The organism is Pseudomonas trivialis (assembly GCF_001439805.1).
GTDB classification, from domain to species: domain Bacteria; phylum Pseudomonadota; class Gammaproteobacteria; order Pseudomonadales; family Pseudomonadaceae; genus Aquipseudomonas; species Aquipseudomonas trivialis.
Genome location: NZ_JYLK01000012.1, coordinates 170,066 through 193,979 on the forward strand (window position 1 = coordinate 170,066; position 23,914 = coordinate 193,979).

Annotated in this window: 26 protein-coding genes and 1 tRNA gene; 9 read left to right on the plus strand and 18 right to left on the minus strand. The window is 60.5% G+C overall.

The features are described from left to right. Positions 1-5: 5 nt before the first annotated feature. A complete protein-coding gene (locus TU79_RS17945; RefSeq protein WP_057009234.1) occupies positions 6-692 on the minus strand; it encodes an HAD-IA family hydrolase in 687 nt (228 codons plus the stop codon). A 109-nt stretch (positions 693-801) separates the two neighbouring features. On the opposite strand from TU79_RS17945, the gene TU79_RS17950 reads away from it, so the two are divergent. The 3 genes from TU79_RS17950 (at position 802) to TU79_RS17960 (ending at position 2,282) form a co-directional block, all read left to right on the plus strand. Then, entirely contained in the window at positions 802-1,167 is a 366-nt protein-coding gene (locus TU79_RS17950) for a DUF2784 domain-containing protein (protein ID WP_057009235.1), read from the plus strand. Between the two features lie 54 nt (positions 1,168-1,221). Next, on the plus strand, positions 1,222-1,800 hold the full coding sequence (locus TU79_RS17955; protein WP_057009236.1) for a DUF4337 domain-containing protein: 579 nt from the start codon (positions 1,222-1,224) through the stop codon (positions 1,798-1,800). Positions 1,801-1,934: 134 nt separating this feature from the next. Further along, the gene (locus TU79_RS17960) at positions 1,935-2,282 is read left to right on the plus strand and encodes a hypothetical protein (RefSeq protein ID WP_245229009.1); all 348 of its coding nucleotides are present in this window, start codon (positions 1,935-1,937) and stop codon (positions 2,280-2,282) included. 164 nt (positions 2,283-2,446) lie between these two features. On the opposite strand, the gene TU79_RS17965 is transcribed toward TU79_RS17960, so the two are convergent. Then, a tRNA-Ser gene (locus tag TU79_RS17965) sits at positions 2,447-2,536 on the minus strand. Positions 2,537-2,855: 319 nt separating this feature from the next. Here TU79_RS17965 and TU79_RS17970 point away from each other — a divergent pair. From TU79_RS17970 to TU79_RS17980, 3 genes are all read left to right on the plus strand, one after another. Next, the gene (locus tag TU79_RS17970; RefSeq protein ID WP_057009238.1) at positions 2,856-3,548 is read left to right on the plus strand and encodes a crotonase/enoyl-CoA hydratase family protein; all 693 of its coding nucleotides are present in this window, start codon (positions 2,856-2,858) and stop codon (positions 3,546-3,548) included. Positions 3,549-3,762: 214 nt separating this feature from the next. Continuing rightward, on the plus strand, positions 3,763-4,506 hold the full coding sequence (locus TU79_RS17975; protein ID WP_057009263.1) for a lysophospholipid acyltransferase family protein: 744 nt from the start codon (positions 3,763-3,765) through the stop codon (positions 4,504-4,506). 42 nt (positions 4,507-4,548) lie between these two features. After that, on the plus strand, positions 4,549-5,520 hold the full coding sequence (locus TU79_RS17980; RefSeq protein ID WP_057009264.1) for a magnesium and cobalt transport protein CorA: 972 nt from the start codon (positions 4,549-4,551) through the stop codon (positions 5,518-5,520). Here TU79_RS17980 and TU79_RS17985 read toward each other — a convergent pair. Further along, on the minus strand, positions 5,517-6,239 hold the full coding sequence (locus TU79_RS17985; RefSeq protein ID WP_057009239.1) for an amidotransferase: 723 nt from the start codon (positions 6,237-6,239) through the stop codon (positions 5,517-5,519). The two genes, TU79_RS17980 and TU79_RS17985, sit on opposite strands and share 4 nt — an antisense overlap. Positions 6,240-6,956: 717 nt before the next feature. On the opposite strand from TU79_RS17985, the gene TU79_RS17990 reads away from it, so the two are divergent. Beyond that, positions 6,957-7,760, plus strand: a complete 804-nt coding sequence (locus tag TU79_RS17990) for a c-type cytochrome (RefSeq protein ID WP_057009240.1) — start codon at positions 6,957-6,959, stop codon at positions 7,758-7,760. 25 nt (positions 7,761-7,785) lie between these two features. On the opposite strand, the gene TU79_RS17995 is transcribed toward TU79_RS17990, so the two are convergent. From TU79_RS17995 to TU79_RS18055, 13 genes are all read right to left on the minus strand, one after another. Beyond that, complete coding sequence (locus TU79_RS17995) at positions 7,786-8,589, minus strand: transglutaminase family protein (RefSeq protein ID WP_057009241.1); 804 nt, start codon at positions 8,587-8,589, stop codon at positions 7,786-7,788. An 81-nt stretch (positions 8,590-8,670) separates the two neighbouring features. Beyond that, positions 8,671-10,080 (minus strand): circularly permuted type 2 ATP-grasp protein, encoded by a 1,410-nt coding sequence (locus tag TU79_RS18000; RefSeq protein WP_057009242.1) that lies wholly within the window; start codon positions 10,078-10,080, stop codon positions 8,671-8,673. 399 nt (positions 10,081-10,479) lie between these two features. Then, on the minus strand, positions 10,480-10,821 hold the full coding sequence (locus TU79_RS18005; protein WP_057009243.1) for a ribonuclease E inhibitor RraB: 342 nt from the start codon (positions 10,819-10,821) through the stop codon (positions 10,480-10,482). Between the two features lie 213 nt (positions 10,822-11,034). Further along, positions 11,035-11,271 (minus strand): hypothetical protein, encoded by a 237-nt coding sequence (locus tag TU79_RS18010; RefSeq protein ID WP_057009265.1) that lies wholly within the window; start codon positions 11,269-11,271, stop codon positions 11,035-11,037. A 103-nt stretch (positions 11,272-11,374) separates the two neighbouring features. Further along, complete coding sequence (locus TU79_RS18015) at positions 11,375-11,980, minus strand: START domain-containing protein (RefSeq protein WP_057009244.1); 606 nt, start codon at positions 11,978-11,980, stop codon at positions 11,375-11,377. A gap of 41 nt (positions 11,981-12,021) precedes the next feature. Next, a complete protein-coding gene (locus TU79_RS18020; protein WP_003230243.1) occupies positions 12,022-12,276 on the minus strand; it encodes a YkgJ family cysteine cluster protein in 255 nt (84 codons plus the stop codon). A 159-nt stretch (positions 12,277-12,435) separates the two neighbouring features. Then, entirely contained in the window at positions 12,436-12,909 is a 474-nt protein-coding gene (locus tag TU79_RS18025) for a hypothetical protein (RefSeq protein ID WP_057009245.1), read from the minus strand. Between the two features lie 104 nt (positions 12,910-13,013). Further along, a complete protein-coding gene (locus TU79_RS18030) occupies positions 13,014-14,453 on the minus strand; it encodes an aminotransferase-like domain-containing protein (protein WP_057009246.1) in 1,440 nt (479 codons plus the stop codon). 272 nt (positions 14,454-14,725) lie between these two features. Further along, positions 14,726-15,535, minus strand: coding sequence for an OmpA family protein (locus TU79_RS18035; protein WP_057009247.1), 810 nt, complete (start codon positions 15,533-15,535; stop codon positions 14,726-14,728). Continuing rightward, complete coding sequence (locus tag TU79_RS18040; RefSeq protein WP_057009248.1) at positions 15,532-15,894, minus strand: DUF4398 domain-containing protein; 363 nt, start codon at positions 15,892-15,894, stop codon at positions 15,532-15,534. The genes TU79_RS18035 and TU79_RS18040 overlap by 4 nt, the downstream gene beginning before the upstream one ends. 9 nt (positions 15,895-15,903) lie before the next feature. Next, complete coding sequence (locus TU79_RS18045) at positions 15,904-16,719, minus strand: substrate-binding periplasmic protein (protein ID WP_057009249.1); 816 nt, start codon at positions 16,717-16,719, stop codon at positions 15,904-15,906. Between the two features lie 70 nt (positions 16,720-16,789). Further along, a complete protein-coding gene (locus TU79_RS18050) occupies positions 16,790-17,719 on the minus strand; it encodes an electron transfer flavoprotein subunit alpha/FixB family protein (protein ID WP_057009250.1) in 930 nt (309 codons plus the stop codon). A gap of 2 nt (positions 17,720-17,721) precedes the next feature. Then, positions 17,722-18,471, minus strand: coding sequence for an electron transfer flavoprotein subunit beta/FixA family protein (locus TU79_RS18055; protein ID WP_057009251.1), 750 nt, complete (start codon positions 18,469-18,471; stop codon positions 17,722-17,724). Between the two features lie 519 nt (positions 18,472-18,990). Here TU79_RS18055 and TU79_RS18060 point away from each other — a divergent pair. Further along, positions 18,991-20,655 (plus strand): electron transfer flavoprotein-ubiquinone oxidoreductase, encoded by a 1,665-nt coding sequence (locus TU79_RS18060; protein WP_057009252.1) that lies wholly within the window; start codon positions 18,991-18,993, stop codon positions 20,653-20,655. Between the two features lie 112 nt (positions 20,656-20,767). On the opposite strand, the gene TU79_RS18065 is transcribed toward TU79_RS18060, so the two are convergent. Further along, complete coding sequence (locus TU79_RS18065; RefSeq protein ID WP_057009253.1) at positions 20,768-21,661, minus strand: AraC family transcriptional regulator; 894 nt, start codon at positions 21,659-21,661, stop codon at positions 20,768-20,770. Between the two features lie 181 nt (positions 21,662-21,842). On the opposite strand from TU79_RS18065, the gene TU79_RS18070 reads away from it, so the two are divergent. Next, positions 21,843-22,895, plus strand: a complete 1,053-nt coding sequence (locus tag TU79_RS18070) for an NAD(P)-dependent alcohol dehydrogenase (protein WP_057009254.1) — start codon at positions 21,843-21,845, stop codon at positions 22,893-22,895. Here TU79_RS18070 and TU79_RS18075 read toward each other — a convergent pair whose 3' ends face one another. Continuing rightward, positions 22,896-23,699 (minus strand): IclR family transcriptional regulator, encoded by an 804-nt coding sequence (locus TU79_RS18075; RefSeq protein WP_057009255.1) that lies wholly within the window; start codon positions 23,697-23,699, stop codon positions 22,896-22,898. Positions 23,700-23,914 lie beyond the last annotated feature (215 nt).

Sequence of the window (23,914 nt, forward strand, 5' to 3'; positions counted from 1 at the left end):
CCCGTTCAAGGCAGAGGTGGCAGGCCATAGGCAGTCAGGTCGAAGTCCGCCAGCTTGCGGATGATCTGGTCGGCATGCGAGTACTTGCTGTCGGCCATGGCCTCATCGGGCACCGCAATGGCCGTCATCTGCGCGGCTTTGGCGGCAGTAATGCCAAACGGCGAGTCTTCAAATACCAGGCAATCCCGTGGCGCCACACCCAGTCGGCGGGCGGCCGTGAGGAAGATGTCCGGCGCAGGCTTGGCGGCGCCCACTTCCGGGTCGTCAGCGGTGACGATGGTGCCGAACAGGCCAAACCATTCGCGGTGCAAGGTGGTCTTGTGGCCAAACGAGTTTCGCGACGAACTGGTGCCCACGGCAATCGGAATGTCATGCGCCTTCAAATGCCGCACCAACGCCTCGGCGCCGGGCATGCCCAGGGCCTTGGGGAAACGCTCGCTCATCAACGGCTCACGGATCTCCAGGAACTCGGCCGGAGTGATCGGCAGGTCCAGCGCCTTGACGACGTACTCTGCCAGATCCTGTGAACCGCGCCCGATGATGTGTTGCTTGATCCTCCAGTCATAGGTGCGGCCGTAGCGCTCGGCGATGATCTGCGTGACTTCGGTGTAGATGCCTTCAGTGTCCAGCAGCAAACCGTCCATATCGAAAATCACGGCCTTGATCGGGACAGCGGTACGCGGTGCACTCATCGGAGAAGGATCCTGGGGACTGACTGGAGGAATGCAGCACAATAGCGGCCACGCTTGCCTGCAAGCAACCCTTTAGACTGTAGGTTTTCCCCTTACAGAGTGATCCACGATGCTCTACCGTCTGGCCGCCGATGGCCTCGTGCTGCTCCACCTGTGTTTCATCCTGTTCGCGCTGTTCGGCGGGCTGCTCGCCTTGAAATGGCGACCGATCCTATGGCTGCACCTGCCGGCAGCCGCGTGGGGCGTTGTTGTCGAGGTGTTTCATCTGCCCTGCCCGCTGACCCGCTGGGAAAACCTGTTTCGCCACCTGGCCGGGCAGGACGGCTACGGCGGTGGCTTTGTGGAGCACTACCTCCTCACGCTGATTTACCCGGCCGGGCTTACACCGCAGATTCAACTGGGCCTGGGTGCTTTGGTGCTGCTGATCAATATTGCGGTGTATGTGCGAATTTTCCGACGTTACGGACAGGCTTGAGACAGCCTCGCCGGTGAAGAATCAGACTCCCTCAGTCCGTTTGTAGCCGCCCCCATGTCCGAAGCCTTCGAAGTCCCCAGCCCCCACGAAAAACACATCGAACACACCACCGAACATGCCCACGGCCGCGGGGACAGGTTCGCCAGCCGCATTGCCGTGATGACTGCGCTGATGGCCACCCTAGGCGCCATGCTCAGCTACCAGGCCGGCTCCACCGAGAGCGAAGCGGCGATGGACAAGAACAACGCCGCCATCTTCAAGACCGAAGCCGCCAACCAGTGGAATTACTACCAGGCCAAATCCAGCCGCCAGAATCTGGCCGAACTGGCCACGCACATTCCCGGCGTCGACGTCGCCCACTACAGCGACGAAATCCAGCGCTATAAGGGCCAGAAGGAGGAAGTACGCAAGCAGGCGGAGAAACTTGAAGCGACCTCCAAGGAATGGAATGACAAGTCCGAGGAGGCCCTGCACCAGCACCACCGCTGGGCCCAGGCGATGACCGCGATCCAGATCGCGATCTCGTTGGCGGCGATTACCTTGCTCACGCGCAAGGAATGGCTCAAGCGCCTGTCGTATACCGCCGGCGGCGTGGCCGTGATACTCGGTAGCCTGGCCTGGCTGCATCTCTGATTGACTGCATAACGCGCCTTGTGGCGAGCGGGCTTGCCACAGAAACCCAGGAAATTTCCTACGATGGATTTCAATCCGGCCTTCACGCCATTAGAGTGTCGCGCCTTCGAGAATTGAATCTCGATATTCAGCCCATGGAGTTACCCGTGAAGTACGCCCGTCAAGCAGTTGCAGCAGCCGTTCTCGGTTTCACCCTCGCCGGCTGCACCGGCACCGCCATCAAATCCCCGCAATACGACAGCAGCCAATACACCGTACTGGGCCACAGCGAAGCCAGCGCCACCGGCATCATGCTGTTCGGCATCATCCCAATCGGCCAGAACAGCCGCTTCGTGCGTGCACAGACCGCCGCCATCCAGGCCAAAGGCGGTGATGCGCTGATCAACACACAAATTCAGGAGAAGTGGTTCTGGGCGTGGGTATTGAGCGGCTATACCACGAAGATTTCGGGTGACGTGGTCAAGTTGAAGGCTGCGCAGTAAGCAGGAACCGCCAGAGCCAGCATGCTGGCAAGCGACGTATCATGGGCCAGACCCCAGAGGACGGCCCATGGTTTTGCGAGCTGCCTGAACGCGCCTTTTCAAGGGCCAGAAACTACAAAACCCCTGATTTCTCTCGAAACCAGGGGTTTTGTTTACATCGAATGTGGCGGTGAAGGAGAGATTCGAACTCTCGATACAATTTCTTGTATACACACTTTCCAGGCGTGCTCCTTAAGCCACTCGGACACTTCACCGTATCTCGGCAAACCAGTTCAGTCTGTCGAGGCGCGCTAATGTAGTCGAAAGCCTTTCTGATGGCAAAGGTTTTTTTCAGAATTTTCATGCGGTTAGACCGCTCCGTCAGGACGCGCCCGACGGGGGCGGTGATTGTGCCATTCTCGGGCACTGGCGACATGCGTCTGACTCGTCTGTCGCGCCCTGCTCCGGGCCGTCTACCCTTGCAGGTGTGGGAAAAGCCTGACTGGGTAGTCAGTCATGACGCTTTACCGGGGCGGGCGTGGTGGGTAACGTCTGCTGCATTCTTCTATAACAAGTCCTGCAAGGAAACGCGTCATGAGTGAGTTGATTGCCTACCACTTCGAAGAAGGTATCGCGACCCTGACCTTGAGCAACGGCAAGGTGAATGCCATTTCTCCGGCGGTGGTCAGCGCCTTTAATGAGGCACTGGATCAGGCTGAAAAGGATCGCGCGGTGGTGGTCATCACCGGGACGCCGGGGATTCTGTCGGGTGGTTATGATTTGAAGGTAATGACCGCAGACCCCAGGGAGGCCATCGGCTTGGTGACTTCCGGCTCGACGCTGGCGCGGCGCCTGTTGTCGCATCCGTTCCCGGTGATTGTCGCGTGCCCCGGACATGCGGTGGCCAAGGGCGCGTTCCTGCTGCTGTCGGCGGATTATCGGATAGGCGTGGAAGGCCCGTTCAGCATTGGCCTGAACGAAGTGGCGATCGGCATGACCATGCATCACGCCGGCATCGAGCTGGCGCGCGATCGCCTGCGCAAGTCGGCCTTCCACCGTTCGGTGATCAACGCCGAAATGTTCGACCCGCAAGGCGCGCTGCAAGCAGGCTTCCTCGACAAGGTGGTGGCACCGGACGAATTGCACGCGGCGGCGCTGGAGGCGGCGAGGCAGTTGAAAAAGATCAATATGGCGGCGCACAGGCAGACCAAATTGAAGGTGCGCAAGGCACTGTTGGCGGCGTTGGATGACGCAATCATCCAGGATCAGAGCCACGGCCTCAGTTAAGCCTCCTGCACCTCGCTCACCGAAGCCCGACCTAGTGTCGGGCTTTTTCTTACAAGAGAATCCGAAACTTTCCTGGCCGCTCTAGACGGGGTTTGTCAACGATTGTTGAAACATGTGCTTAAACATCGGCTATCTCCGACGTCCTTAGGGTCAATTGCCGAATACAGTGCACATCCGTACACTGCGCCACCTTTTGTCTCGATGGGCCATGTCGATGCTGTTTCTGTTACGTATGTTGTTGATGGGTCTGCACTTTATGGTCGCTGGCGTGCTGGGCGTGCTGTTGGGCATTTGCCGGCCATTCAATCCGGACAACAGTCGCTTGTGTGCCCGCCTGTACGCAGTGCCGGCGATGTGGATTTTGCGCCTGAACGTGAAGGCCGATGTCAATTCGCTGCGTGAGAAGCCGGGGACCTGCGTGGTGATCGCCAATCATCAGTCCAACTATGACCTGTTTGTGCTGGGCACCGTGGTGCCCCACCGCACTGTGTGTATCGCCAAAAAGAGCCTGAAATGGGTGCCGCTGTTCGGTCAGCTGTTCTGGCTGGCGGGCAATGTGCTGATCGACCGGGGCAATGCGCACAAGGCGCGCCGGGCGATGCTCACCACCACGCGTACTCTGCAACATGAAGACACCTCGATCTGGGTGTTCCCGGAGGGCACGCGAAACCTGGGCAAGGGTTTATTGCCGTTCAAGAAAGGCGCCTTTCACATGGCGATTGCGGCGGGTGTGCCCATCGTGCAGGTGTGTGTCAGCAATTACGTGACGCATATGAAGCTTAATCGCTGGAACAGTGGCGATATCCTCATACGGTCGTTGAAGCCGATTCCTACGACGGGCCTGACGGCGGATGACATTCCAGCGTTGATGCACGCGTGCCAGGCGCAGATGGATGACTGCATCACCGCAATGGACCGTGAAATTGCCGGAGCAACAACGGAACGTCAATCAGGCTAAGCTGCCCAACTCCTGTCCTCCCGATTAGAAGTGATCAGCACCATGGGTAGAGTTGTTGCGGCCGCCGTCTACAGCGATGGCAAGAAAGTCACGGATATCACCCTTGATGAAGGCGCGGCCTGGGCCGCCAAACCGGGTCATTTTGTATGGATCGGGCTGGAAGAGCCCACCACCCTGGAGCTGACCAATCTGCAACGCCAGTTCAACCTGCACGAACTGGCAATCGAAGACGCCATGGAAAAGCACAGCCGCCCGAAGCTCGAGACCTTCGGCGACGCGTTGTTTATCGTCACCTACTCGCCGGTGCGCGAGAACGGCAAGCTGGAGTTTATCGAAACCCACATCTTTGCCGGCAATGGCTACATCATCACTGCGCGCAACGGCCACTCGGCGTCCTACGGCTTTGTGCGTCAGCGCTGTGAGGCGCGGCCGCTGTTGCTGGAGCATGGGGAGGATTTCGTCCTCTATGCACTGCTGGATTTCGTCACCGAGAACTATCAGCCGGTGAGCGAGGCGATCCATGCCGAGATCGATGAGCTGGAGCGCAATGTGCTGTGCAGCTCGCTGAGCGAGCGCGATATCCAGAAGATCCACGGCCTGCGCCGCGATGTGCTGCGACTCAAGCGCCATGTGGCGCCGATGGTAGAGATCAGCCAGGAACTGCAGAAGCTGAGCTTCCCGTTTATCGACAAGAACATGCGCCCGTACTTCCGTGATGTGCAGATCCACGTGACGCGGCAGATGGAAGACCTCACCACCCTGCGCGACATCGCCAGCCAGACCATCGAGATCGGTGTGCTGCTGGAAGCGTCACGTCAGAGCGTGGTACAGCGCAAGTTCGCCGCATGGGCAGCGATCCTGGCATTCCCGACAGCGGTGGCGGGGATTTACGGGATGAATTTCCAGAACATGCCCGAGCTGCATTGGCACTACGGCTACTTCGCGGTGCTCGGGTTGATTGCTACCGGCTGCATCAGTCTGTGGGCCAGCTTCAAGCGGTCAGGCTGGCTTTAAGCCGACTCTGGTTTGTGCGCCACGAAGCGCATCATCCATTCCGCCACGGTCGCGCCGTGGTGGTCTCGCTCCAGGCTTGCCACGCCCTGGGTGTAGATCTTTTCGCCAAGGGTCGTCTGAAGAATCTCCAGCAGCTCCCGTGAATAGTCAGCGACAAATTCCGGGTGGCCCTGAAAGCACAGCACCTGGTCGCCGATGTGATAAGCGGCGATGGGGCAGAATTCACTCGAGGCGATAACCGTGGCGTTGGCCGGCAAGGTGGTGACCTGGTCCTGATGGCTGATCAGCAGGGTCAGCTCCGGCACCTCGGGGCTCATCCACGGCGCCTTGGCATCGAGCTTGTAATCGTGGATGCCCATGCCCCAGCCCTGGCTTGCGCGCTCGGTCTTGCCGCCGAGCAGCAATGCCAATAACTGGTGACCAAAACAAATGCCGAGCAATTTGTCGCCGCGTGCGTAACGCTCCAGCACATACGTCCTGAGGGTCTGGATCCAGGGATCGGTGCCGAAGGAATCGGCCTTGCTGCCAGTAATCAGATACGCATCGAAAGTTTCGTCATCCGGCGGGTATTCGCCCTGCACAACGTTGTAGACGACAAACTCGGCAGCAATCGGCTGTCGGGAAAACAGACGCTTGAACATCTGCCCATAGCCCTGGTACTGATCGATCAAGCCAGGGCGCAGGATATCGGTTTCCAGAATGCAGACGCGTAGCGACATAAAAAATACCTGACACGGCGATGGGAATAATGAACACCCAGAGCCTGCCTTGAAACATGCCTGCAACGCAAGCGCAGAACTGCGCATCCACCCTGTAGGCCTCTGTCCGCGCCGGATTGACACGGTTTCAATAGCGGATGCGTTGACTGCTTTGACCCCCTGCGCCCGGACGAACGGTAGGTACGCGGGCGAATGACCTGATTAATCGTTTTAGCTGTCTAGCCAAGGCATTGGCGCCAATATGGCGTTATGCCTCATGCCTTTTTAAGCTCGAATAATGCTTAGCTGATATGAAATGAGTCTAAGACTGCAAGAACGAGCGCTCTAAGGTTGAACTCAGTAAGGGGTTGCTGCCGGGTTTTGCTGGAGCAGCTGTAAGAAAAATGTCACGCCAGATCGCGATACTGAATTCAACGGCACGCATTTGACGCTCAGGAATAACAACAAAAGGCAGTCAGCCATGTTCAAACATTCGAAAGTACGCCAGGCGGGACTTATTCTTTTCGCCACCACATTGATTTTGATCCTGCCCAATTTAACCAAGGTTATCGGGTAAGGATCCGAGCCACGTGTTCTGTGCCCCCACCGCATCAGAATTGCAGTTTTTGACAGCACCTGCGAGGCATTGCGTATAGCGATCCCGTAGCAGGGGCTGTCTTTTTACATGCTGATTTCCGCTATCTTGCAGGTCATCCCCACTTGAAAACGGACTCACTGTTGAAAACGATCCTTGCGTTGTTCGCCCTGCTCAGCATGCCAGCCGGCGCCGCGCAATTGACCATCGAACTGGACCACACCAGCAGGACATGGCAGACCGCCGACCTGCTCAAACACCCGGACGCGCAGACGGTGCACATCGTTGATGATGTTTCCTACAAGCGCGCTATGACGTATCGCGCAGTGCCGCTGGCGGCGCTGCTGCCGGGGCTCGCACCGCAGAGTCATCTGCAGGCGGTCGCCCTGGATGGGTTTGCCGCCGAACTCAGCGCCGCACCCCTGTTGGAAAAAACCGGCGCCCGCGCCTGGCTGGCGGTGGAAGACCCGACCCACCCCTGGCCTGCCCTGATGCCAGGCAAACCAGGCGCCGGGCCTTTTTACCTGGTGTGGACCGACCCGCAGGCAGGGCCGATCAGCCCGGAGCAGTGGCCGTTTCAGGTTTCCCGCATCAAACAGTTGAAGACCGTGGCCGAGCGTTTCCCGGCCTTATTGCCCGACCCGAAGCTGGCGGCGAATGATCCGATCAACCAGGGCTTTGCGCTGTTCCAGAAAAACTGCCTGGCCTGCCATCGGCTCAATGGCGCCGGGGATGCAGAGGTGGGCCCGGACCTGAATATTCCCTACAGCCCCACCGAGTATTTCAGCGGCGATTTTCTCAAGCGCTATATTCGCGACCCGCAAAACGTGCGGCACTGGCCACAGGCGAAGATGCCGGCGTTTGCCGCCAGTGTGTTGCCCGACAGCGAACTGGATTCGCTGGTGGGGTATTTGAAGCACATGGCCGGGCGCAAATCCCAACCCTGAGTCTTATGCTGTGGGAATGGTGCACTCATTGCTGCTGCACAGCGATAACCGGCGTCGGCCTCACCACCACCTTGGCGTGCATCTGCTCATGCCCGCCGCCCCGGCGCATGCCGCGCACCGGACAGGCGTCGAGGTAGTCCAGTCCCACCGCCAGCTTGAGGTGCCGCTCCGGCCGGGCCATCTGGTTGGTCACGTCAAAGCTGTACCACGCGCCCTCAAGCCAGGCTTCGGCCCAGGCATGACTGGCCAGGTGCGTGCTGTCTTCGCTGTATAGATACCCCGACACATAACGCGCCGGAATCCCCAGGCTGCGCGCGCAGGCCAGGAACGCGTGGGTATGATCCTGACACACGCCCGCCCTGCCAGCGAAGGCCTGGGCCGCGCAGGTATCGACCTCGGTGGCGCCAGGCGTGTAAACCATGGACTGATTGAGCGCGTGCATCAGGTCGATCAACGCACTACGGTCACGGCGTTGATGACAGTGCTGGTCGGCAAAGTCGCGCAGGGCTTCGTCCGGCTCTGTCAGGCGGGTGCAGCGCAGGAAAGGAAATGCCGACTGGCCCTCGTGCTCCGCTTCACGCAGCTCGTCGATATCCACCTGGCCGCGAGCGCGGATGACGATTGCATCGTGGGGTTCATCCAGGGTCAGCACATGCAGGATATTGCCGAACGGGTCCACCTGGGCGCGCACCGGGCGCGGCAGGTCGAGCTGCCAACTGATGACCTGCTGGCGCTCGCTGTCGTGGGGTGTAAGGCGCAGGTACTGGATGCTCGCGCGCACCTGGTCTTGGTAGTGGTAGGTGGTTTCGTGACTGATGGAAAGTCTCATGGGGCCTCCGTGCAGGAACTGTGAAGGGCGTCGCTCAACTGGCGCACCAAGGGGATGAGGGGGGTTCGACTCAACATGGCATCAACCCTCCACCACCCACGTGTCCTTGGTGCCGCCACCCTGGGACGAGTTGACCACCAGCGAGCCCTCGCGCAGCGCCACGCGCGTCAAGCCGCCGGGCACCACGCGGGTTTCCTTGCCGGACAGCACAAACGGGCGCAGGTCGATATGGCGCGGGGCGATGCCGTTGTCGACGAAGGTCGGGCAGGTGGATAAACACAAGGTCGGCTGGGCGATATAGGCGTGGGGTTTGGCTTTGAGGCGTACGCGAAAGGCTTCTATTTCGGCTGCGCTGGATGCCGGCCCGACCAGCATGCCGTAGCCGCCGGAGCCCTGCGTTTCCTTGACCACCAGGTGCGGCAGATTGGCCAGGACGTGGGACAGCTCGTCAGGCTTGCGGCATTGAAAGGTCGGCACGTTCTTCAGGATCGGTTCTTCATCCAGGTAAAAGCGGATCATCTCGGTGACGAAGGGGTACACCGACTTGTCATCCGCCACGCCAGTGCCGATTGCATTGGCCAGCACCACATTGCCACAGCGATAGGCCGCGAGCAGGCCGGGCACACCGAGCATGGAATCGGGGTTGAATGCCAGCGGGTCAAGAAAGGCATCGTCGAGGCGGCGGTAGATCACATCCACGGCTTTGGGGCCGTCGGTGGTGCGCATGAACACGTGGTCATCGCGCACGAACAGGTCGGCGCCCTCCACCAGCTCCACGCCCATTTCCCTGGCCAGGAACGCGTGTTCGAAAAAGGCGCTGTTGAAGCGGCCCGGAGTCAGCACCACGACGCTGGGATTGTCGATGGGGCTGGCGCTCTTTAGGGTGTCGAGCAGCAGATTGGGGTAGTGATCGATCGGCGCGATGCGCTGGGCGGCAAACAGTTCGGGGAACAGACGCATCATCATCTTGCGGTCTTCGAGCATGTAGCTGACACCGCTGGGGGTACGCAGGTTGTCTTCCAGTACGTAGTAAGTGCCGTCGCCATCACGTACGAGATCGACCCCGGAGACATGGGAATACAGATCGCGGTGCAGATCCAGGCCCTGCATGGCCAGTTGGTATTGCTCGTTGGCCAGCACCTGTTCGGCGGGGATGATGCCCGCCTTGATAATGCGCTGTTCGTGGTACAGATCGGCAAGAAACAGGTTCAGCGCCTTGACCCGCTGAATGCAGCCACGTTCGACAATCTGCCATTCACTGGCCGGAATACTGCGGGGGATGATGTCGAAGGGAATCAGCCGTTCAGTGCCTTGCTCGTCGCCGTAGAGGGTGAAGGTGATACCCGCTCGGTGAAACAGCAAATCGGCCTCGCGCCGGCGCTGGGCCAGCAGTTCGGGCGGAGTCTGCGCCAACCAGCGGGCGAACTCGCGGTAATGGGGACGTACCTGCCCTGCCCCGTCGTACATTTCGTCGAAATAAGTGCGGATCATGCCGAACTCCTTGTCACCCGGACACACGAACCTTCGCAAGGCCCGTGCCAGCGGCATAAACACCCAAGTATCAGTGAGTTGAATAACCACCGGGATCTGCCCGCACCGTCCTGGTGCGCATATTCCCAGTGCAGGGTCGCCTGCTTCATCGCAAGGCCGCGTTTTACTATCAACAGCATAGTCAGACTTGATTTCACTGCGCGGCTGAAGCTGCGGATAATCGCCAACATCTGCTGAACAGGACGCGTCCTACAGTTCCAGCGCAACGATCTTCCCTTTAGGCCACCCGACTTGGGTGGCTTTTTTTTGCTTTCGAAAAAATCGCGCAGCGTTTTCAAACAGCGCAAACAAAATCGGCCGACCCATAGGTCAGCCGATATGTTGTGCCTGCACAGATTGCTACATGGGTAGCCCACGCACCTCCTGCTTGACGCCCCACCCTTCAATGATCCCGCCCAACGGCTCGACCACTGCTTCAAAGTCCTGCTCGAAGTCTCCTATGCCGTCGTAGGTGGCTGACATGATCTTGCTCAATTCCAGATACCAGGCACCGTCATCGCGCGCGCTGACCTGGGCATTCAAGGACTCGCCGCGAAACTCACCCGCCGCCCTGCGCGCCCGTTCTTCATCCGGGAAAATCGCGTAGAACTCGATGGGGTGAAACCGTGAAAAGTCAAAACCGCCTTCTTTCATGCGGCGTAGAACGTGGGTGCTGATGTCTTCTTGATAGGCTGTGCTCATGAAACGTCCTCCTGAAACCGATGGATAGACTTTCCGTGCCTCCCGAAGCCCGCGCGCTGCTGGCGCGAACACCACGGCAATGATTGCACCGCAGGGAAAACAAGCATGTAGCTGACAAGACCAGTACCTAGCGAATCATTCGCTGATCTCGCTTGCAGAGTAGCGCGAAGCTATCACCTCCACCAGAGGGCTGCACTGGCAAACAGAGAATGTTCAGGCGGCGGGCGAAATGTCGAGGATCTGGATACTGTTCTGATCCTTGAGGATCTTGACGGTAGGCTCGGGCTTACGGCCCTCAAGGTCGTTGAGGTCGAGTTCGGCAGCGACCGGCACGAGTTTGTTGCGAATCATGTGCGCCGCGTCTTCGAGGCTGGGCTTGTGGTCGCAGGCGAACTGCTCCACGGACTGCACACCGTGATCGTCAACGAAGGTAATTTGCCACATTTGCATCGGTGCCTCCTCGATAAAACCCATGTGTGGGCTCACATCCATCTGGACCTTGAGGGCTCGTCAAACGTTCCACTCAAGGCCGCAGGCACCTGATCGACAGTGGTTATTTCTCGGCGTGTTGCTTGAGCGCTTTCAAGGTATTGAACGGCGCGTCCACCACGAACTTGTTGGCCAACCAGGAGGGCACGCTGCCGCCTGGCTCAGTGTGCACCTGATAGGTAACCTCGGTCTGGTTATCGCCCTTGGGCACCAGCTTCCAGAAACCCTCGACTTGCGCCACGCGCACGTAGCCTTTTTCTTCCGGCTTGTAGGTCGGCACGCCCTGCAATGTGCGCGTTATACCGCCATCGGCGTTTTTGGTGGTGGTGATGTGGGTGTAGGAATCACGGTCAGTCACCGGGAACGGTGCGTTGAACTGGGTGTAGGTCCAGGCCTCATCGCCCTTCTTGTCCACCAGCTTCTGGGATTTGCATTCGTGAATCCATGAACAGGCAGCGGCGACGTCTTCCTGCAGGTCCTGGATTTTCGCCACGGGCGCCTTGATCAGGGTGACACCGCGATAGGCCTTGTACTTGGAGCCGGCAACTTCGCTCAAGGACACCTTGATGCCGTCCTCGTCCTTGGCCACCTGCCAGTCCTCGGCCTGCGCGGTGGCCGCGAACAACACCGTGAAACCGCACACCACAGCCATTCGTTTCAGCGAACCCATCGTTGTATTCCTTATTGTTGAAGTTCCGAGAGTAAAGCCCATCAAGCCGCCGTCATCTGCTCCCACCAGCCGATCAGCCGGATTGCATCAGCCTGGTCGGTGCCGCACACCTCAAGATCCGCCTTGAAGTCACTGCACACAGCCGGGCGCTCGGGCTTGCCGAACAGCTGGCATAGCTGTTCGACCGACAGGTGCAGGCAGCGTTCGCCCGCTGGTTTGCCCTGGGGCATTCCGGGTAATGGCGAACTGATAGAGGGGGCAATGCAGCAAGCGCCACAGCCTTCACGGCATTTCATGACCAGCAGGTCCTCGACGACTCAATGGGAGGGCGGGCCTAGGGTACGCCCTTGAACAACCGTTTTAAAATGGCCCGCCAACGGTTTTTCAAGCAAAAAACAGGTGACTGACCAGTCCGCGACAGATGGTCGAGTCAGCGCGCCACTTGCCCACAAGCGTTATTGCTTGAATTCAAAATCCAGCGCGGCGCCTTCCACATCACGACGTTCTTCGTTGCGCAGTTGCAGCTTCATTTCATTGCTGAGCAAGCGGCCGTTGATCTGGAATGCGCTGTTATCGGTGGGCTTGTCGCCAAACATCGGCGGCAGCAGCGGTACGCTTTTGGGCTTGGGCATGGTGCCGATAGGCTGTAAATGCCTGACCATGTCGGAAGGCAGCGACAGGTCGAGTTGTGCCGGTGGCAGCTTGGTCTGGGCGACCTCACGGGCCGACCTGGATTTTTTTCTGGCCGAGGCGCGCTTTTTCTTGGCTATCGTCGCTTTCTTGGCCTGCGCCGTTTTCTTCGCCGCGGTCGTCTGCTCAGCACTCGCCGCAGGCTTGGTGTCCGTCACGGGCGCGGCCGCCATTACGACGCCGACGTTGCACAGCGTTAACAGGCCAATCATCCCTACAGCGCGAAAAATCGAATTCATATCGCCAACAGCATTAACGGCAGAAGGCCATATGCTCGCTTGTTGTGCGCGGCATGACAAGCACAGCAAGCACACCCCTGTAGGAATTGTCCCGGTTGTGCGCCTCAAAAGCCGGCGTTGGTCTCCTGGCATAGCTGGCTGGCCAGCATCCCGAGCGTCATCAGCGCCCGCTCCGCTTCGCGGTTCCATGGCGTGCCACAGTTGAGCCGAATGCAGTGGTTGAACTGTTCTGTATTGCTGAAAATCAGCCCCGGCGCGATGCTGATGCCCTGTTGCAGGGCGCGCACATGCAGCTCCTGAGTATTCACGCGCCCCGGCAGGCTGACCCACAGGATAAAACCGCCGGTGGGTCGGGTCATCTGCGTGCCTTCGGGGAAGTACTGCTGCACCGCCAGTTGAAAGGCGCTGAGGTTCTTGCGGTATTCCTGGCGGATGTAGCGCAGGTGGCGGTCATAGCCACCGTTCTCCAGGTAGGCGGCGACGCCCATCTGCGTGACGCTGCACGCCGAGTGGGTGCTGAACATCTGCAGGCGCTGGATCTCCTGCTGATATTTGCCGGCGATCATCCAGCCAATGCGCACACCGGGCGACAGCGTCTTGGAGAAGCTCGAACAGTAAATCACCCGGTCCAGGCGGTCGTAGGCTTTCAGTGCCTTGGTGCGGCCCAGTTCGAACATCAGCTCGCCGTAGATATCGTCCTCGACAATCTGGATATCAAAATCCGAGGCCAGGCGCAGCAGCTGCTTCTGCCGCTCTTCAGGCATGGTGCCGCCCAGCGGGTTGCTCAAGCGCGTGGTCAGCACCAGCGCCTTGATCGACCATTGATTGGCCGCCAGTTGCAGGGCTTCCAGGCTCATGCCGGTGGAGGGGTCGCTGGGAATCTCGATCACTTTGAGGCCGAGCAGGTCGGCCAGTTGCAGCAAGCCGTAATAGGTCGGCGACTCGGCGGCGATCAGGTCGCCGGGACGAGTCAGTACGCGCAGGGACATCTGCAACGCGTCGACGCAGCCGTGGGTGATCACCACTTCGGATGGGTCGACCACCACGCCGGCATCGCGCATGCGGATCGCCACCTGGCGACGCAGCGGTTCGAAACCAGGGCTGAACATGTAACTGAACGCCCGAGGGCTCTGGAAGCGCGTGACCTTGGCCAACTGCTGGTGCAGCGCCCGCACCGGCAGGTAGTCGACACTCGGCACCGCGGCGCCCAGGGGAAACACGCCTTCGCGGCGCGACTCGCCCAACACCTGTTGAATGATGCTGCTGCGGGTAACCAGCCCCGGGCGTTCGACCCGTGCGATATCCGGCGTGGGTGCGGTGAGCGCGGGCGTCTGGTGCACGTAATAGCCGGACTGCGGCCGCGCCCTGATCAGCCCCTGGTCTTCCAGGTTGGCGTAGGCCTGCAAGACCGTGGCGTGACTCACGTTGAGCTGGGAACTCATCTTGCGCACCGAAGGCACACGCTCCCCCGGTTGATAGACTCCGCGCCGGATGTCCTCAGCCAGTTGCTGGGCGATACGTTGGTAAAGCAACAGATTGGTCATGACGCAGCACTCGATTTCACGGGCGTTTTATTTTTGTGTGAAACATACCGGCACAGTTTAGAAGTGTACGGGGACAGTTGCCACAATAGTCGACGGCGCGCGGCAGTGACAGCAAAAACTGTAGGGGTTTTGGATAGGGCTTCCAGCGGTACAGAGAAACAAATGTGGGAGGGGGCTTGCTCCCGATAGCGGAGTGTCAGTCAATGATGTTGTGACTGATCTACCGCTATCGGGGGCAAGCCCCCTCCCACATTTTGACCTGCGTCAGGCTTCTAGCGGGCGGCGCCCAGTTGGCCCTTGGCGTCGGAGAAGACGATTTCCACGCGGCGATTTTGCGCCCTGCCCCGCTCGGACGCGTTGGCCTCCACCGGGTACTGGTCGCCATACCCCTCAACCTGAATGCGTTTCTCATCGATACCCAGGTCCACGAGCACATCGGCCACCGATTGCGCACGGTCACGGGACAGCCTGAGGTTTTCCTGCTCGCCGCCTGTGTTATCCGCATACCCCTCAATACGCACCACACGTTTGGGGTTCAGTTGCAGGAACTGCACGATTTTCAGCACTGTGCGGTTGGCGGAGTTTTTAAGCTCCGCGTCACCGGTGTCGAACAGCACGTCACCCAGGGTCATCACCAGGCCGCGGTCGGTCTGGGTGGCGAGGCTGGTGATCTGTTCTTCGAGCCATTTGCCCTGCTGTTGCACGCTCGACAGCTTGCTTTCGCGCAGGGCCAGTTGCAGGCGCTGACGCTCCAGTTCCAGCCTGGCGCCGCGCTCTGCGTTGAGTCCCTGCTCGGTATGCTCACGGGCAATCGCGCTGTAGCGACGGCTCAGGTAGGCGTAATGCTCCACATCGGCGCCGCTGCCCCAGTAGGTGGACAAGCGGTCGGCACGGGCCAGTGACTCACCGGCGCGGATCACATCCTTGGGCGCAAAGCGCAACACATTGGCGTCTTCCTTGACCTTCTGGAAATCGCCGCCTGCCTGCTGCAGGGCCTGCTCGCTGTTCGGGTGGGTGGCGCAGCCGCCCAACACGGCGCCGGCCAGCAGCACGGCGCCCACGCCACGGATCAGCCGGCTCATTGGGCTTCTCCCAACTGCAATTGCTTGCGCAAGCGAGTAATGCGGGTGTTGAGCACGTTCAACTGCTCCTGGCTCTTGCGGGTCAGGACCTGGGCTTCGGCCAGGCGGGCATCCAGTTCGGCCTGTTCGGCCTGCATGCGCGCGTCCTTGTAGGATTGGTCGGCCATGTCGGCCTCGGCCCGGGCGAATTTGTCTTCGGCCAATTTCAATTCGGCCGACTCCTCGGCGACGGCGCCGACCGCGCTGGCTTGCTCAAGCGCCTGCCGAGTCAGGCGCAGCTGTTCAGTCGGCGCGGGATCGGCGGCACATCCCGCCAGAGCGACAACGGCGAGGGCCGCTAAAAGAGGTCGAAAAATCACTGAAAATCCCTACTGTGTTGAGGTGCCGACGGGTTGCTGCAATTGTGCTTTCCAGCGTTCCAGATTGCGCTGCAACGCCGCTTGCGCCACACCGGACGCGGGCAATTCTGTCATCTTTTTCGCCAGCTGTCCGCGCAGCCACGGATCATTGCAGGCCGAGTTGTGGGAAATGGCCAGATACAGGCCAGGCTGATCGACAGGCACGTCGCGGGCCACCAGGTCGTTACTCATGCCCAGGCTCTGGGCCATGGCCATGCCGGAATAGCGACTGGCGAGCACGTAGTCCACTTCCCCCAGCAACAGTTTCTGAAAGGCCGGGGTCAGCGTGGGCAGACGTTGCAGGCTGAGCTGCTGGCGGGCGAAGGTGTCGAAATCCGCACTCAAGCGCGCCCGTTCCGACACCGCGCCTGAGTGGCCGTGCAGGTCGGCCGCAGTGGTGTAGACCAGGGCGGAATCCTTGCGGGTCCACACGAGGTAGTCGAGCGGCATCAGTGCCGGGTGAATGTAGTCCAGGGTTTGCAACTCGCCCAGGTTCAGCGTTGCGTCGGCGAGAATGTCCATGCGCCCGCTGCGCACTTCATCCAGGGCGGCGGCGCGTTTGCCGCCGTAGAGCAGGTCGATTTTCAGGCCGAGGTCCGTGGCCACCTGCTGCAACACATCGGCGGTGGCGCCGATCAAGCGCGTGGGGTCTTGCGGGTCACGCCACAGCAGGGGCGGTGCGTCCGGGCTGCCGGTGATGACCAGGCGATCACATTTGCCGGCGGCGTGCGCCAGGGTTGGCAGCAGCGTGAGGCCCAGCAATACGATCCAGGGGCGCAATTGCATGGCGGAGGTCTCCGATAGTCAAAAAAAACCCGGTCACAAGACCGGGCTCTTTATAAGTGAAGCGACTGAATTAGACCAGCTTCTCCAACTCGGGTACGGCTTCGAACAGGTCCGCCACCAGGCCGTAATCAGCCACCTGGAAGATCGGTGCCTCTTCGTCCTTGTTGATCGCGACGATCACCTTGGAGTCCTTCATGCCGGCCAGATGCTGGATCGCGCCGGAGATACCGACGGCGATGTACAGCTGTGGGGCGACGATCTTGCCGGTCTGGCCGACCTGCATGTCGTTGGGTACAAAACCTGCGTCGACGGCAGCGCGGGAGGCGCCGACCGCCGCGCCCAGCTTGTCGGCCAGGGCGTACAGGTGCTTGAAGTTGTCGCCGTTCTGCATGCCGCGCCCGCCGGAAACGACGATCTTGGCAGCGGTCAGCTCAGGGCGGTCCGACTTGGCCAGCTCTTCGCCAACAAAGCTGGAAGTGCCCGCATTGTGGGCGGCGGAGACGGCTTCAACAGCGGCCGAACCACCTTCAGCGGCGACCGGGTCGAAACCGGTGGCGCGCACGGTGATGACCTTGATCGCAGCAGTCGATTGCACAGTGGCAATGGCGTTACCGGCGTAGATCGGGCGCTTGAAGGTGTCGGCGCTTTCCACCGAGATAATCTCGGAAATCTGGTCGACGTCCAGCTGTGCGGCCACCCGTGGCAGGATGTTTTTGCCGTTGGACGTGGCGGCGGCCAGGATGTGGCTGTAGCCCTTGCCCAGCTCCGCGACCAGCGGTGCAACGTTTTCCGGCAACTGGTGCGCGTAGGCGGCGTTGTCGGCGTTCAGCACTTTGCTTACGCCAGCGATTTTTGCAGCGGCGTCAGCCACCGGGCCTGCGCCCTCACCGGCTACCAACACATGAATATCGCCACCGATTTTAACGGCAGCGGCCACGGTGTTCAGGGTGGCCGGGGCCAGCACCTTGTTGTCGTGTTCAGCGATTACCAAGATAGTCATAGTCAGATTACCTTCGCTTCATTCTTCAGTTTCTCGACCAGTTCAGCCACCGACTTGACCTTGATGCCCGCGCTGCGTGCAGCCGGCGCTTCAACCTTGACGGTCTTGTTGGTAGAGGCGGTGGAAACGCCCAGAGCTTCTGGCGTCAGCGACTCCAGCGGCTTCTTCTTGGCCTTCATGATGTTGGGCAGCGACGCGTAGCGCGGCTCGTTCAAACGCAGGTCGGTGGTGACGATGGCCGGCAGTTTCAGGGAAACGGTCTGCGCGCCGCCGTCGATCTCGCGGGTCACGGCCACGCTGTCGCCGCTCACTTCAACCTTGGAAGCGAAGGTGCCCTGGCCATAACCGGTCAGCGCAGCCAGCATCTGACCGGTCTGGTTGTTGTCGCTGTCGATGGCCTGCTTGCCGAGGATCACCAGCTGTGGCTGTTCCTTGTCGACAACGGCCTTGAGCAGCTTGGCCACGGCCAGGGAGGTCAGCTCTTCAGCGGACTCGACCAGGATGGCGCGGTCGGCGCCCAATGCCAGGGCGGTGCGCAGTTGTTCCTGGGCGGTGGTCGGGCCGATGGAAACCACGACGATTTCGGTCGCCACGCCTTTCTCTTTCAGGCGAACGGCTTCTTCCACGGCGATTTCACAGAAAGGGTTCATCGACATCTTGACGTTAGCAAGGTCGACGCCGGAATTGTCCGCCTTGACGCGAACTTTCACGTTGTAATCGACAACGCGTTTGACAGCTACAAGAACCTTCATGGATTCCTCGTTACTCTCCGGTGAAAAGAAAGTCGCCTAGGCGAACCTGGCGGTTGATGCTCATCGGCACACAAGGGCACCTCCAAAAACCTCGGCGTGTGACCTTGATCACGGACTGTGATGACCGTTCATCAGGGGTGACTGAAAGGTCATACTTGATCGCGGTGTGTAAACTGAGCGCTCTTTAATAAGCGCACATGCCCTGGCCTGCTTTTGGACGTGCTCCTGAAACCTGCAGTCTGCCTACGGTAAGCGCGAAACCGACCGTATCTTGACCGGAACGCCTATTCTGGTCAATACGGCAAAATAGCCAGTCATAAGCCGCGTTGCTTTGATTTACCTAGCCTGCGGGCGATTCAAACAAACGTTTGTATTGGACGCTCATGGTGGTGTAGATATAATGCGCGACCTAGAATGCGCCACCCAGAGAGAAAGGTGAGTCCTGCCATCGCCGCACGGCCGCACCGAACCTCCACCCATTAGAAAAAAGCCCGTTGAGCCTTGAGTAGGAGATAGCCTGTGGAACGCGAATACATGGAATTCGACGTGGTCATCGTCGGCGCCGGCCCTGCAGGCCTGTCCGCCGCCTGCCGCCTGAAACAGAAGGCCACTGACGCCGGCAAGGAAATCAGCGTCTGCGTGGTCGAAAAAGGCTCCGAAGTCGGCGCTCACATCCTCTCCGGTGCCGTGTTTGAACCCCGCGCCCTGAACGAGCTGTTCCCGGACTGGCAAGCCCTCGGCGCCCCGCTTCACACCCCCGTGGTGCGCGACGACATCTATGTACTGCGCAGCCCGGACGCCTCGACCAAGGTGCCCGACTTCTTTGTGCCCAAGACCATGCACAACGAAGGCAACTACATTATCTCCCTGGGCAATCTGTGCCGCTGGCTGGCCCAGCAGGCCGAGAACCTGGGCGTGGAGGTCTACCCAGGCTTCGCCGCCCAGGAAGCGCTGTTCGACGAGAACGGCGTGGTGCGCGGGATCATCACCGGCGACCTTGGCGTCGACCGCGAAGGCAAACCCAAGGAAGGCGTTTACACCCCCGGCATGGAATTGCGCGGCAAGTACACGCTGTTCGCCGAAGGTTGCCGTGGGCACATCGGCAAGCAATTGATCCAGCGCTTCAACCTGGACAGCGACGCCGACGCCCAGCACTACGGCATCGGCCTCAAGGAAATCTGGGAAATCGATCCGGCCAAACACCAACCCGGCCTGGTGGTACACACCGCTGGCTGGCCGCTGGACATCATGGGTACCGAGAACACCGGCGGCTCGTTCCTGTATCACCTGGAAAACAACCAGGTGGTGGTCGGCCTCATCGTCGACCTGTCCTACAGCAATACCTTCCTGTCGCCCTTCGATGAGTTCCAGCGCCTCAAGCACCACCCGGTGCTGGCCCAGCACCTCGAAGGCGGCAAGCGCATCAGCTACGGCGCCCGCGCCATCTGCAAAGGCGGCCTGAATTCGCTGCCGAAAATGGTGTTCAAGGGCGGCGCGCTGATCGGTTGCGACCTGGGCACCCTGAACTTCGCCAAGATCAAAGGCAGCCACACCGCGATGAAGTCCGGCATGCTCGCCGCCGACGCCGTGGCCGACCGCCTGTTTGCCGAGTCCGAAGGCGGTGATGAACTGACCGCTTACGTCGACAGCTTCAAGTCGAGCTGGTTGTACGAAGAATTGTTCGCCAGCCGCAACTTCGGCGCGGCCGTGCACAAGTTCGGCGCTATCCTCGGCGGCGGCTTTAACTGGCTGGACCAGAACATCTTCGCCGGCAAGCTCCCCTTCACCCTGCACGACAACCAGCCGGACTACGCCTGCCTCAAGCTGGCCAAGGACTGCAAGAAGATCGACTACCCCAAACCCGACGGCAAGCTGAGCTTCGACAAGCTGAGCTCGGTGTTCATCTCCGGTACCAACCACGAAGAAGAGCAGCCGTGCCACTTGAAGCTGAAAGACCCGAGCATCCCGATCGGCACCAACCTGCCGCTCTACGATGAACCGGCGCAACGCTACTGCCCGGCCGGCGTGTATGAAGTGGTGACCAAGGAAGACGGCGAAAAGCGCTTCCAGATCAACGCCCAGAACTGCGTGCACTGCAAGACCTGTGACATCAAGGACCCTTCGCAGAACATCACCTGGGTATCGCCGGAAGGCGCGGGTGGGCCGACTTACCCGAATATGTAAACCAGTTGCTTGAGAAGAAGGCTCCCAGACGGGGGCCTTTTTTGCGGCCGGAAAAAGGCCAGTCGACTCGGTCAAGCCCGCTCCCACATTGATCGAGTTGCATCAACAGAATCTAGGCAGCCCGCTCTTCGCCAGGGTTGCGCAGAAAATAGCGCTTGTACTCGCGACTGAACTGCGACGTGCTCTGATACCCCACGCTGTGCGCCGCCTGCGCCACCCCCATGCCTTCCACCAGCAACAACTGCTGGGCCTTCAATAACCGCAGACGCTTGAGGTACTGCACCGGTGATAACAGGGTGCAACGCTTGAAGTGTTCATGAAAGGTCGACGCACTCATGTGCGCATACCCGGCCAGGGTCTCGATATTCAGCGGCTCGGCGTAATGGGCATGCAGGTGACTCAACGAGGTGGCGATGCGCGAGAATTGCCCCTGCTGCTCGACCAGGGCGCGCAACACGTCCGCCTGCGGGCCGCGCAACGCGGTGAACAGCAATTCGCGCACCCGCGCCGGGCCCATGATTCGGCTTTCCAGCGGATCGTGCAGGCATTGCAACAGCCGCTCCACGCAACCACGCATGGTGTCATCGAGCACTACTGAGCTCATCGACTCCAGGGTCTGCGCCGTCGGCGGCGGCCCGGCCTGCATGCCCATGGCCATCACCAGTTCGCCCAGCACCACCCGGTCGATCCCCACGGTCACGCCATACAACGGCGCGTCGGCAGCCATGGCAAAGGTCTCGCATTCGAACGGCACCGGCATCGCCTGGATCAGGTAATGCCCAGCGCCGTATTCGAGGGTGCGCGGGCCCAGGTACGCGACTTTGCTGCCCTGGGCGACGAACATCAGGCTTGGCTCATAAATCTGTGGCCCGCGTGCCACATCGCAACTGGCGCGCAACACTTTCACGCCCGGCAGGTGGGTCGGGGAAAAACCATCGCGGGGCGTCAGCCCCTCAATCAGGGAAACCAGCGTGGCGTTGGCGTCGAGATGGCGGGTCAACAACATGGCAAAAAACTTCGCAAAAAAGGGATGAGAATATCATCGCAGGTCTGGTGGCCGATGCATCCAAACCAGGGGCACTCCCGGACGAATAGGCATAAGACCCGGAGCAATCACCATGGCCGCGCGCAGGCTTGGCAGGGAGAATGGCACACCTCACTTGTTATTGTTTTTGCGAGGTTCCCCTATGTATACCGCTATCGGTTACGCCGCCCAGTCGGCCACCACTCCCCTCGCCCCCATGTCGTTTGAACGCCGCAGCCCGCGCGCCGATGACGTGGCCATCGAGATTCTCTACTGCGGCGTCTGCCACTCCGATATCCACCAGGCGCGCAACGAATGGGGCATCGCCGTGTACCCGCTGATGCCGGGCCACGAGATCGTCGGCAAGGTTACCGCCGTCGGTGCCAGCGTGACCGCACACAAAGTAGGCGACCTGGTGGGCGTCGGCTGCATGGTCGATTCGTGCCGCACCTGCGCCGCGTGCACATCGGACCTGGAGCAATACTGCCTCGAAGGCCCGACCATGACCTACGCCACCCCCGATCGCGTGGACGGCAGCAACACCATGGGCGGCTACTCCGACAGCATCGTGGTCAGCGAACACTTCGTGGTGAAGATTCCGGCCAAACTCGACCTGGCCAGCGCCGCGCCGATCCTCTGCGCAGGCATCACCACCTACTCGCCACTCAAGCACTACGGCGTCAAGGCCGGCGACAAGGTCGGCATCCTCGGCATGGGCGGCCTGGGCCACATGGGCATCAAGTTCGCCAAGGCCATGGGCGCCGAAGTCACGCTGTTCACCCGCTCCGCGAGCAAGGCCGAAGAAGGCCGTCGCCAGGGTGCCGACCATGTGATCGTGTCCACCGATGCCGAGCAGATGAAAGCCGCTGCCGGGCACTTCGACTTCCTGCTCGACACCATCCCGGTGCAGCACGACCTCAACCCCTACCTGGACACCCTGCGCTTTGACGGCGTGCATATCCTGGTCGGTTTGATCGAGCCAGTGGACCCGCCGGTGAATGCCGCCAAGCTGGTGCTGGGCCGCAAAGTGCTGGCCGGCTCGTTGATCGGCGGCATTGCCGAAACCCAGGAAGTCCTGGATTTCTGCGCCGAGCACGGCATCACCTGTGATATCGAAATGCTCGACATCCGCCAGATCAACGAAGCCTACACCCGCATGATCGCTGGTGATGTGAAGTACCGCTTTGTCATCGACATGGCGACCCTCAAGGCCTGATCAGGCCTTGGCACCCAATTCCGCAGACAGCCGGGCCGCCACCTGTTTGATCACAGGGATCAGCTCGGCCATTTTCTCCAGCGGCATATAGGGCACGGTACTGGCGATGCTGATGCCGGCGACGATTCGCCGGCTGGCATCGCGCACCGGTGCCGCCACGCAACGGATCGACGGTTCGTTGTCTTCCAGATCGAACGCATAACCGCCCACCACGTATTCATGCATGCGCTGCTCGAACTGCGCCCAGGATTGTTCCGGGTGTTGCGGCCATTGCAGGCTTTTCCCACCCTCCGGCAGGCTGGCTTCGTATAAGCGCTGCCACTCCGCCACGCTGTCATCGAGCAGCATCGCCTTGCCCACTCCGGTACGCGCCAGCGGCATGCGATGGCCGACCCGCGAGCGCATTTCCGGGCCATTGCGGCCAGGGTTCTTGTGCAGGTAGAGCACGTCGTCGTATTCGCGGATGGCCAGGTGGATGGTGTCGCCGGTCAGCGCCGACAACTCATCCAGGTACGGCACCGCCAGACTCACCAGCGGCAATTCCTCGCGCGCCTGAAAGCCCAGCTCGATCAGTTTTGGCCCCAGCAGGTAGCCAACCTGCGGCACCACGCGCAGATAACGTTCCTCCACCAGGCAACTGGCCAGGCGGTGCGTGGTGCTGCGGGTGGTGCCGATGCGCCGGGCGATCTCTTTCAGATCCCGCGCACCGGCCGCCACCGCCTGCACCACGCCCAGGCCGCGCAGCAGGGTCTGGGTGCCGGTGGGGGCGACGTCTTTGCCGGGGGTGGGGGATGTTTCCTGCATAGTGGGCCCTATAGGTGTGAACGCGGCAGCATTATGGCAAATACCCAACGTCAAAACAGTGCAGATCCAATGTGGGAGGGGGCTTGCTCCCTCCCACATTTGCCTCATACGATTCTGAATCAGCGTTGCTTCATGCGGTCGATGACCACCGCCAGCAGCAGGATCGAGCCGCGGATCACGTATTGATAAAACGTGTCGATGTTCTTCAGGTTCAT

Bases quoted from the DNA above. Each gene is read 5' to 3' on its own strand.
- TU79_RS17945 (WP_057009234.1), bottom strand. From the start codon at position 692: ATGAGTGCACCGCGTACCGCTGTCCCGATCAAGGCCGTGATTTTCGAT.
- TU79_RS18000 (WP_057009242.1), bottom strand. From the start codon at position 10,080: ATGATCCGCACTTATTTCGACGAAATGTACGACGGGGCAGGGCAGGTA.
- TU79_RS17950 (WP_057009235.1), top strand. From the start codon at position 802: ATGCTCTACCGTCTGGCCGCCGATGGCCTCGTGCTGCTCCACCTGTGT.
- TU79_RS17980 (WP_057009264.1), top strand. From the start codon at position 4,549: ATGGGTAGAGTTGTTGCGGCCGCCGTCTACAGCGATGGCAAGAAAGTC.
- TU79_RS18005 (WP_057009243.1), bottom strand. From the start codon at position 10,821: ATGAGCACAGCCTATCAAGAAGACATCAGCACCCACGTTCTACGCCGC.
- TU79_RS17970 (WP_057009238.1), top strand. From the start codon at position 2,856: ATGAGTGAGTTGATTGCCTACCACTTCGAAGAAGGTATCGCGACCCTG.
- TU79_RS18015 (WP_057009244.1), bottom strand. From the start codon at position 11,980: ATGGGTTCGCTGAAACGAATGGCTGTGGTGTGCGGTTTCACGGTGTTG.
- TU79_RS18050 (WP_057009250.1), bottom strand. From the start codon at position 17,719: ATGACTATCTTGGTAATCGCTGAACACGACAACAAGGTGCTGGCCCCG.
- TU79_RS18055 (WP_057009251.1), bottom strand. From the start codon at position 18,471: ATGAAGGTTCTTGTAGCTGTCAAACGCGTTGTCGATTACAACGTGAAA.
- TU79_RS18035 (WP_057009247.1), bottom strand. From the start codon at position 15,535: ATGAGCCGGCTGATCCGTGGCGTGGGCGCCGTGCTGCTGGCCGGCGCC.
- TU79_RS18070 (WP_057009254.1), top strand. From the start codon at position 21,843: ATGTATACCGCTATCGGTTACGCCGCCCAGTCGGCCACCACTCCCCTC.
- TU79_RS17975 (WP_057009263.1), top strand. From the start codon at position 3,763: ATGCTGTTTCTGTTACGTATGTTGTTGATGGGTCTGCACTTTATGGTC.
- TU79_RS18065 (WP_057009253.1), bottom strand. From the start codon at position 21,661: ATGTTGTTGACCCGCCATCTCGACGCCAACGCCACGCTGGTTTCCCTG.
- TU79_RS18030 (WP_057009246.1), bottom strand. From the start codon at position 14,453: ATGACCAATCTGTTGCTTTACCAACGTATCGCCCAGCAACTGGCTGAG.
- TU79_RS18045 (WP_057009249.1), bottom strand. From the start codon at position 16,719: ATGCAATTGCGCCCCTGGATCGTATTGCTGGGCCTCACGCTGCTGCCA.
- TU79_RS18025 (WP_057009245.1), bottom strand. From the start codon at position 12,909: ATGAATTCGATTTTTCGCGCTGTAGGGATGATTGGCCTGTTAACGCTG.
- TU79_RS18075 (WP_057009255.1), bottom strand. From the start codon at position 23,699: ATGCAGGAAACATCCCCCACCCCCGGCAAAGACGTCGCCCCCACCGGC.
- TU79_RS17995 (WP_057009241.1), bottom strand. From the start codon at position 8,589: ATGAGACTTTCCATCAGTCACGAAACCACCTACCACTACCAAGACCAG.
- TU79_RS17955 (WP_057009236.1), top strand. From the start codon at position 1,222: ATGTCCGAAGCCTTCGAAGTCCCCAGCCCCCACGAAAAACACATCGAA.
- TU79_RS18020 (WP_003230243.1), bottom strand. From the start codon at position 12,276: ATGAAATGCCGTGAAGGCTGTGGCGCTTGCTGCATTGCCCCCTCTATC.
- TU79_RS17960 (WP_245229009.1), top strand. From the start codon at position 1,935: ATGGAGTTACCCGTGAAGTACGCCCGTCAAGCAGTTGCAGCAGCCGTT.
- TU79_RS18010 (WP_057009265.1), bottom strand. From the start codon at position 11,271: ATGCAAATGTGGCAAATTACCTTCGTTGACGATCACGGTGTGCAGTCC.
- TU79_RS17985 (WP_057009239.1), bottom strand. From the start codon at position 6,239: ATGTCGCTACGCGTCTGCATTCTGGAAACCGATATCCTGCGCCCTGGC.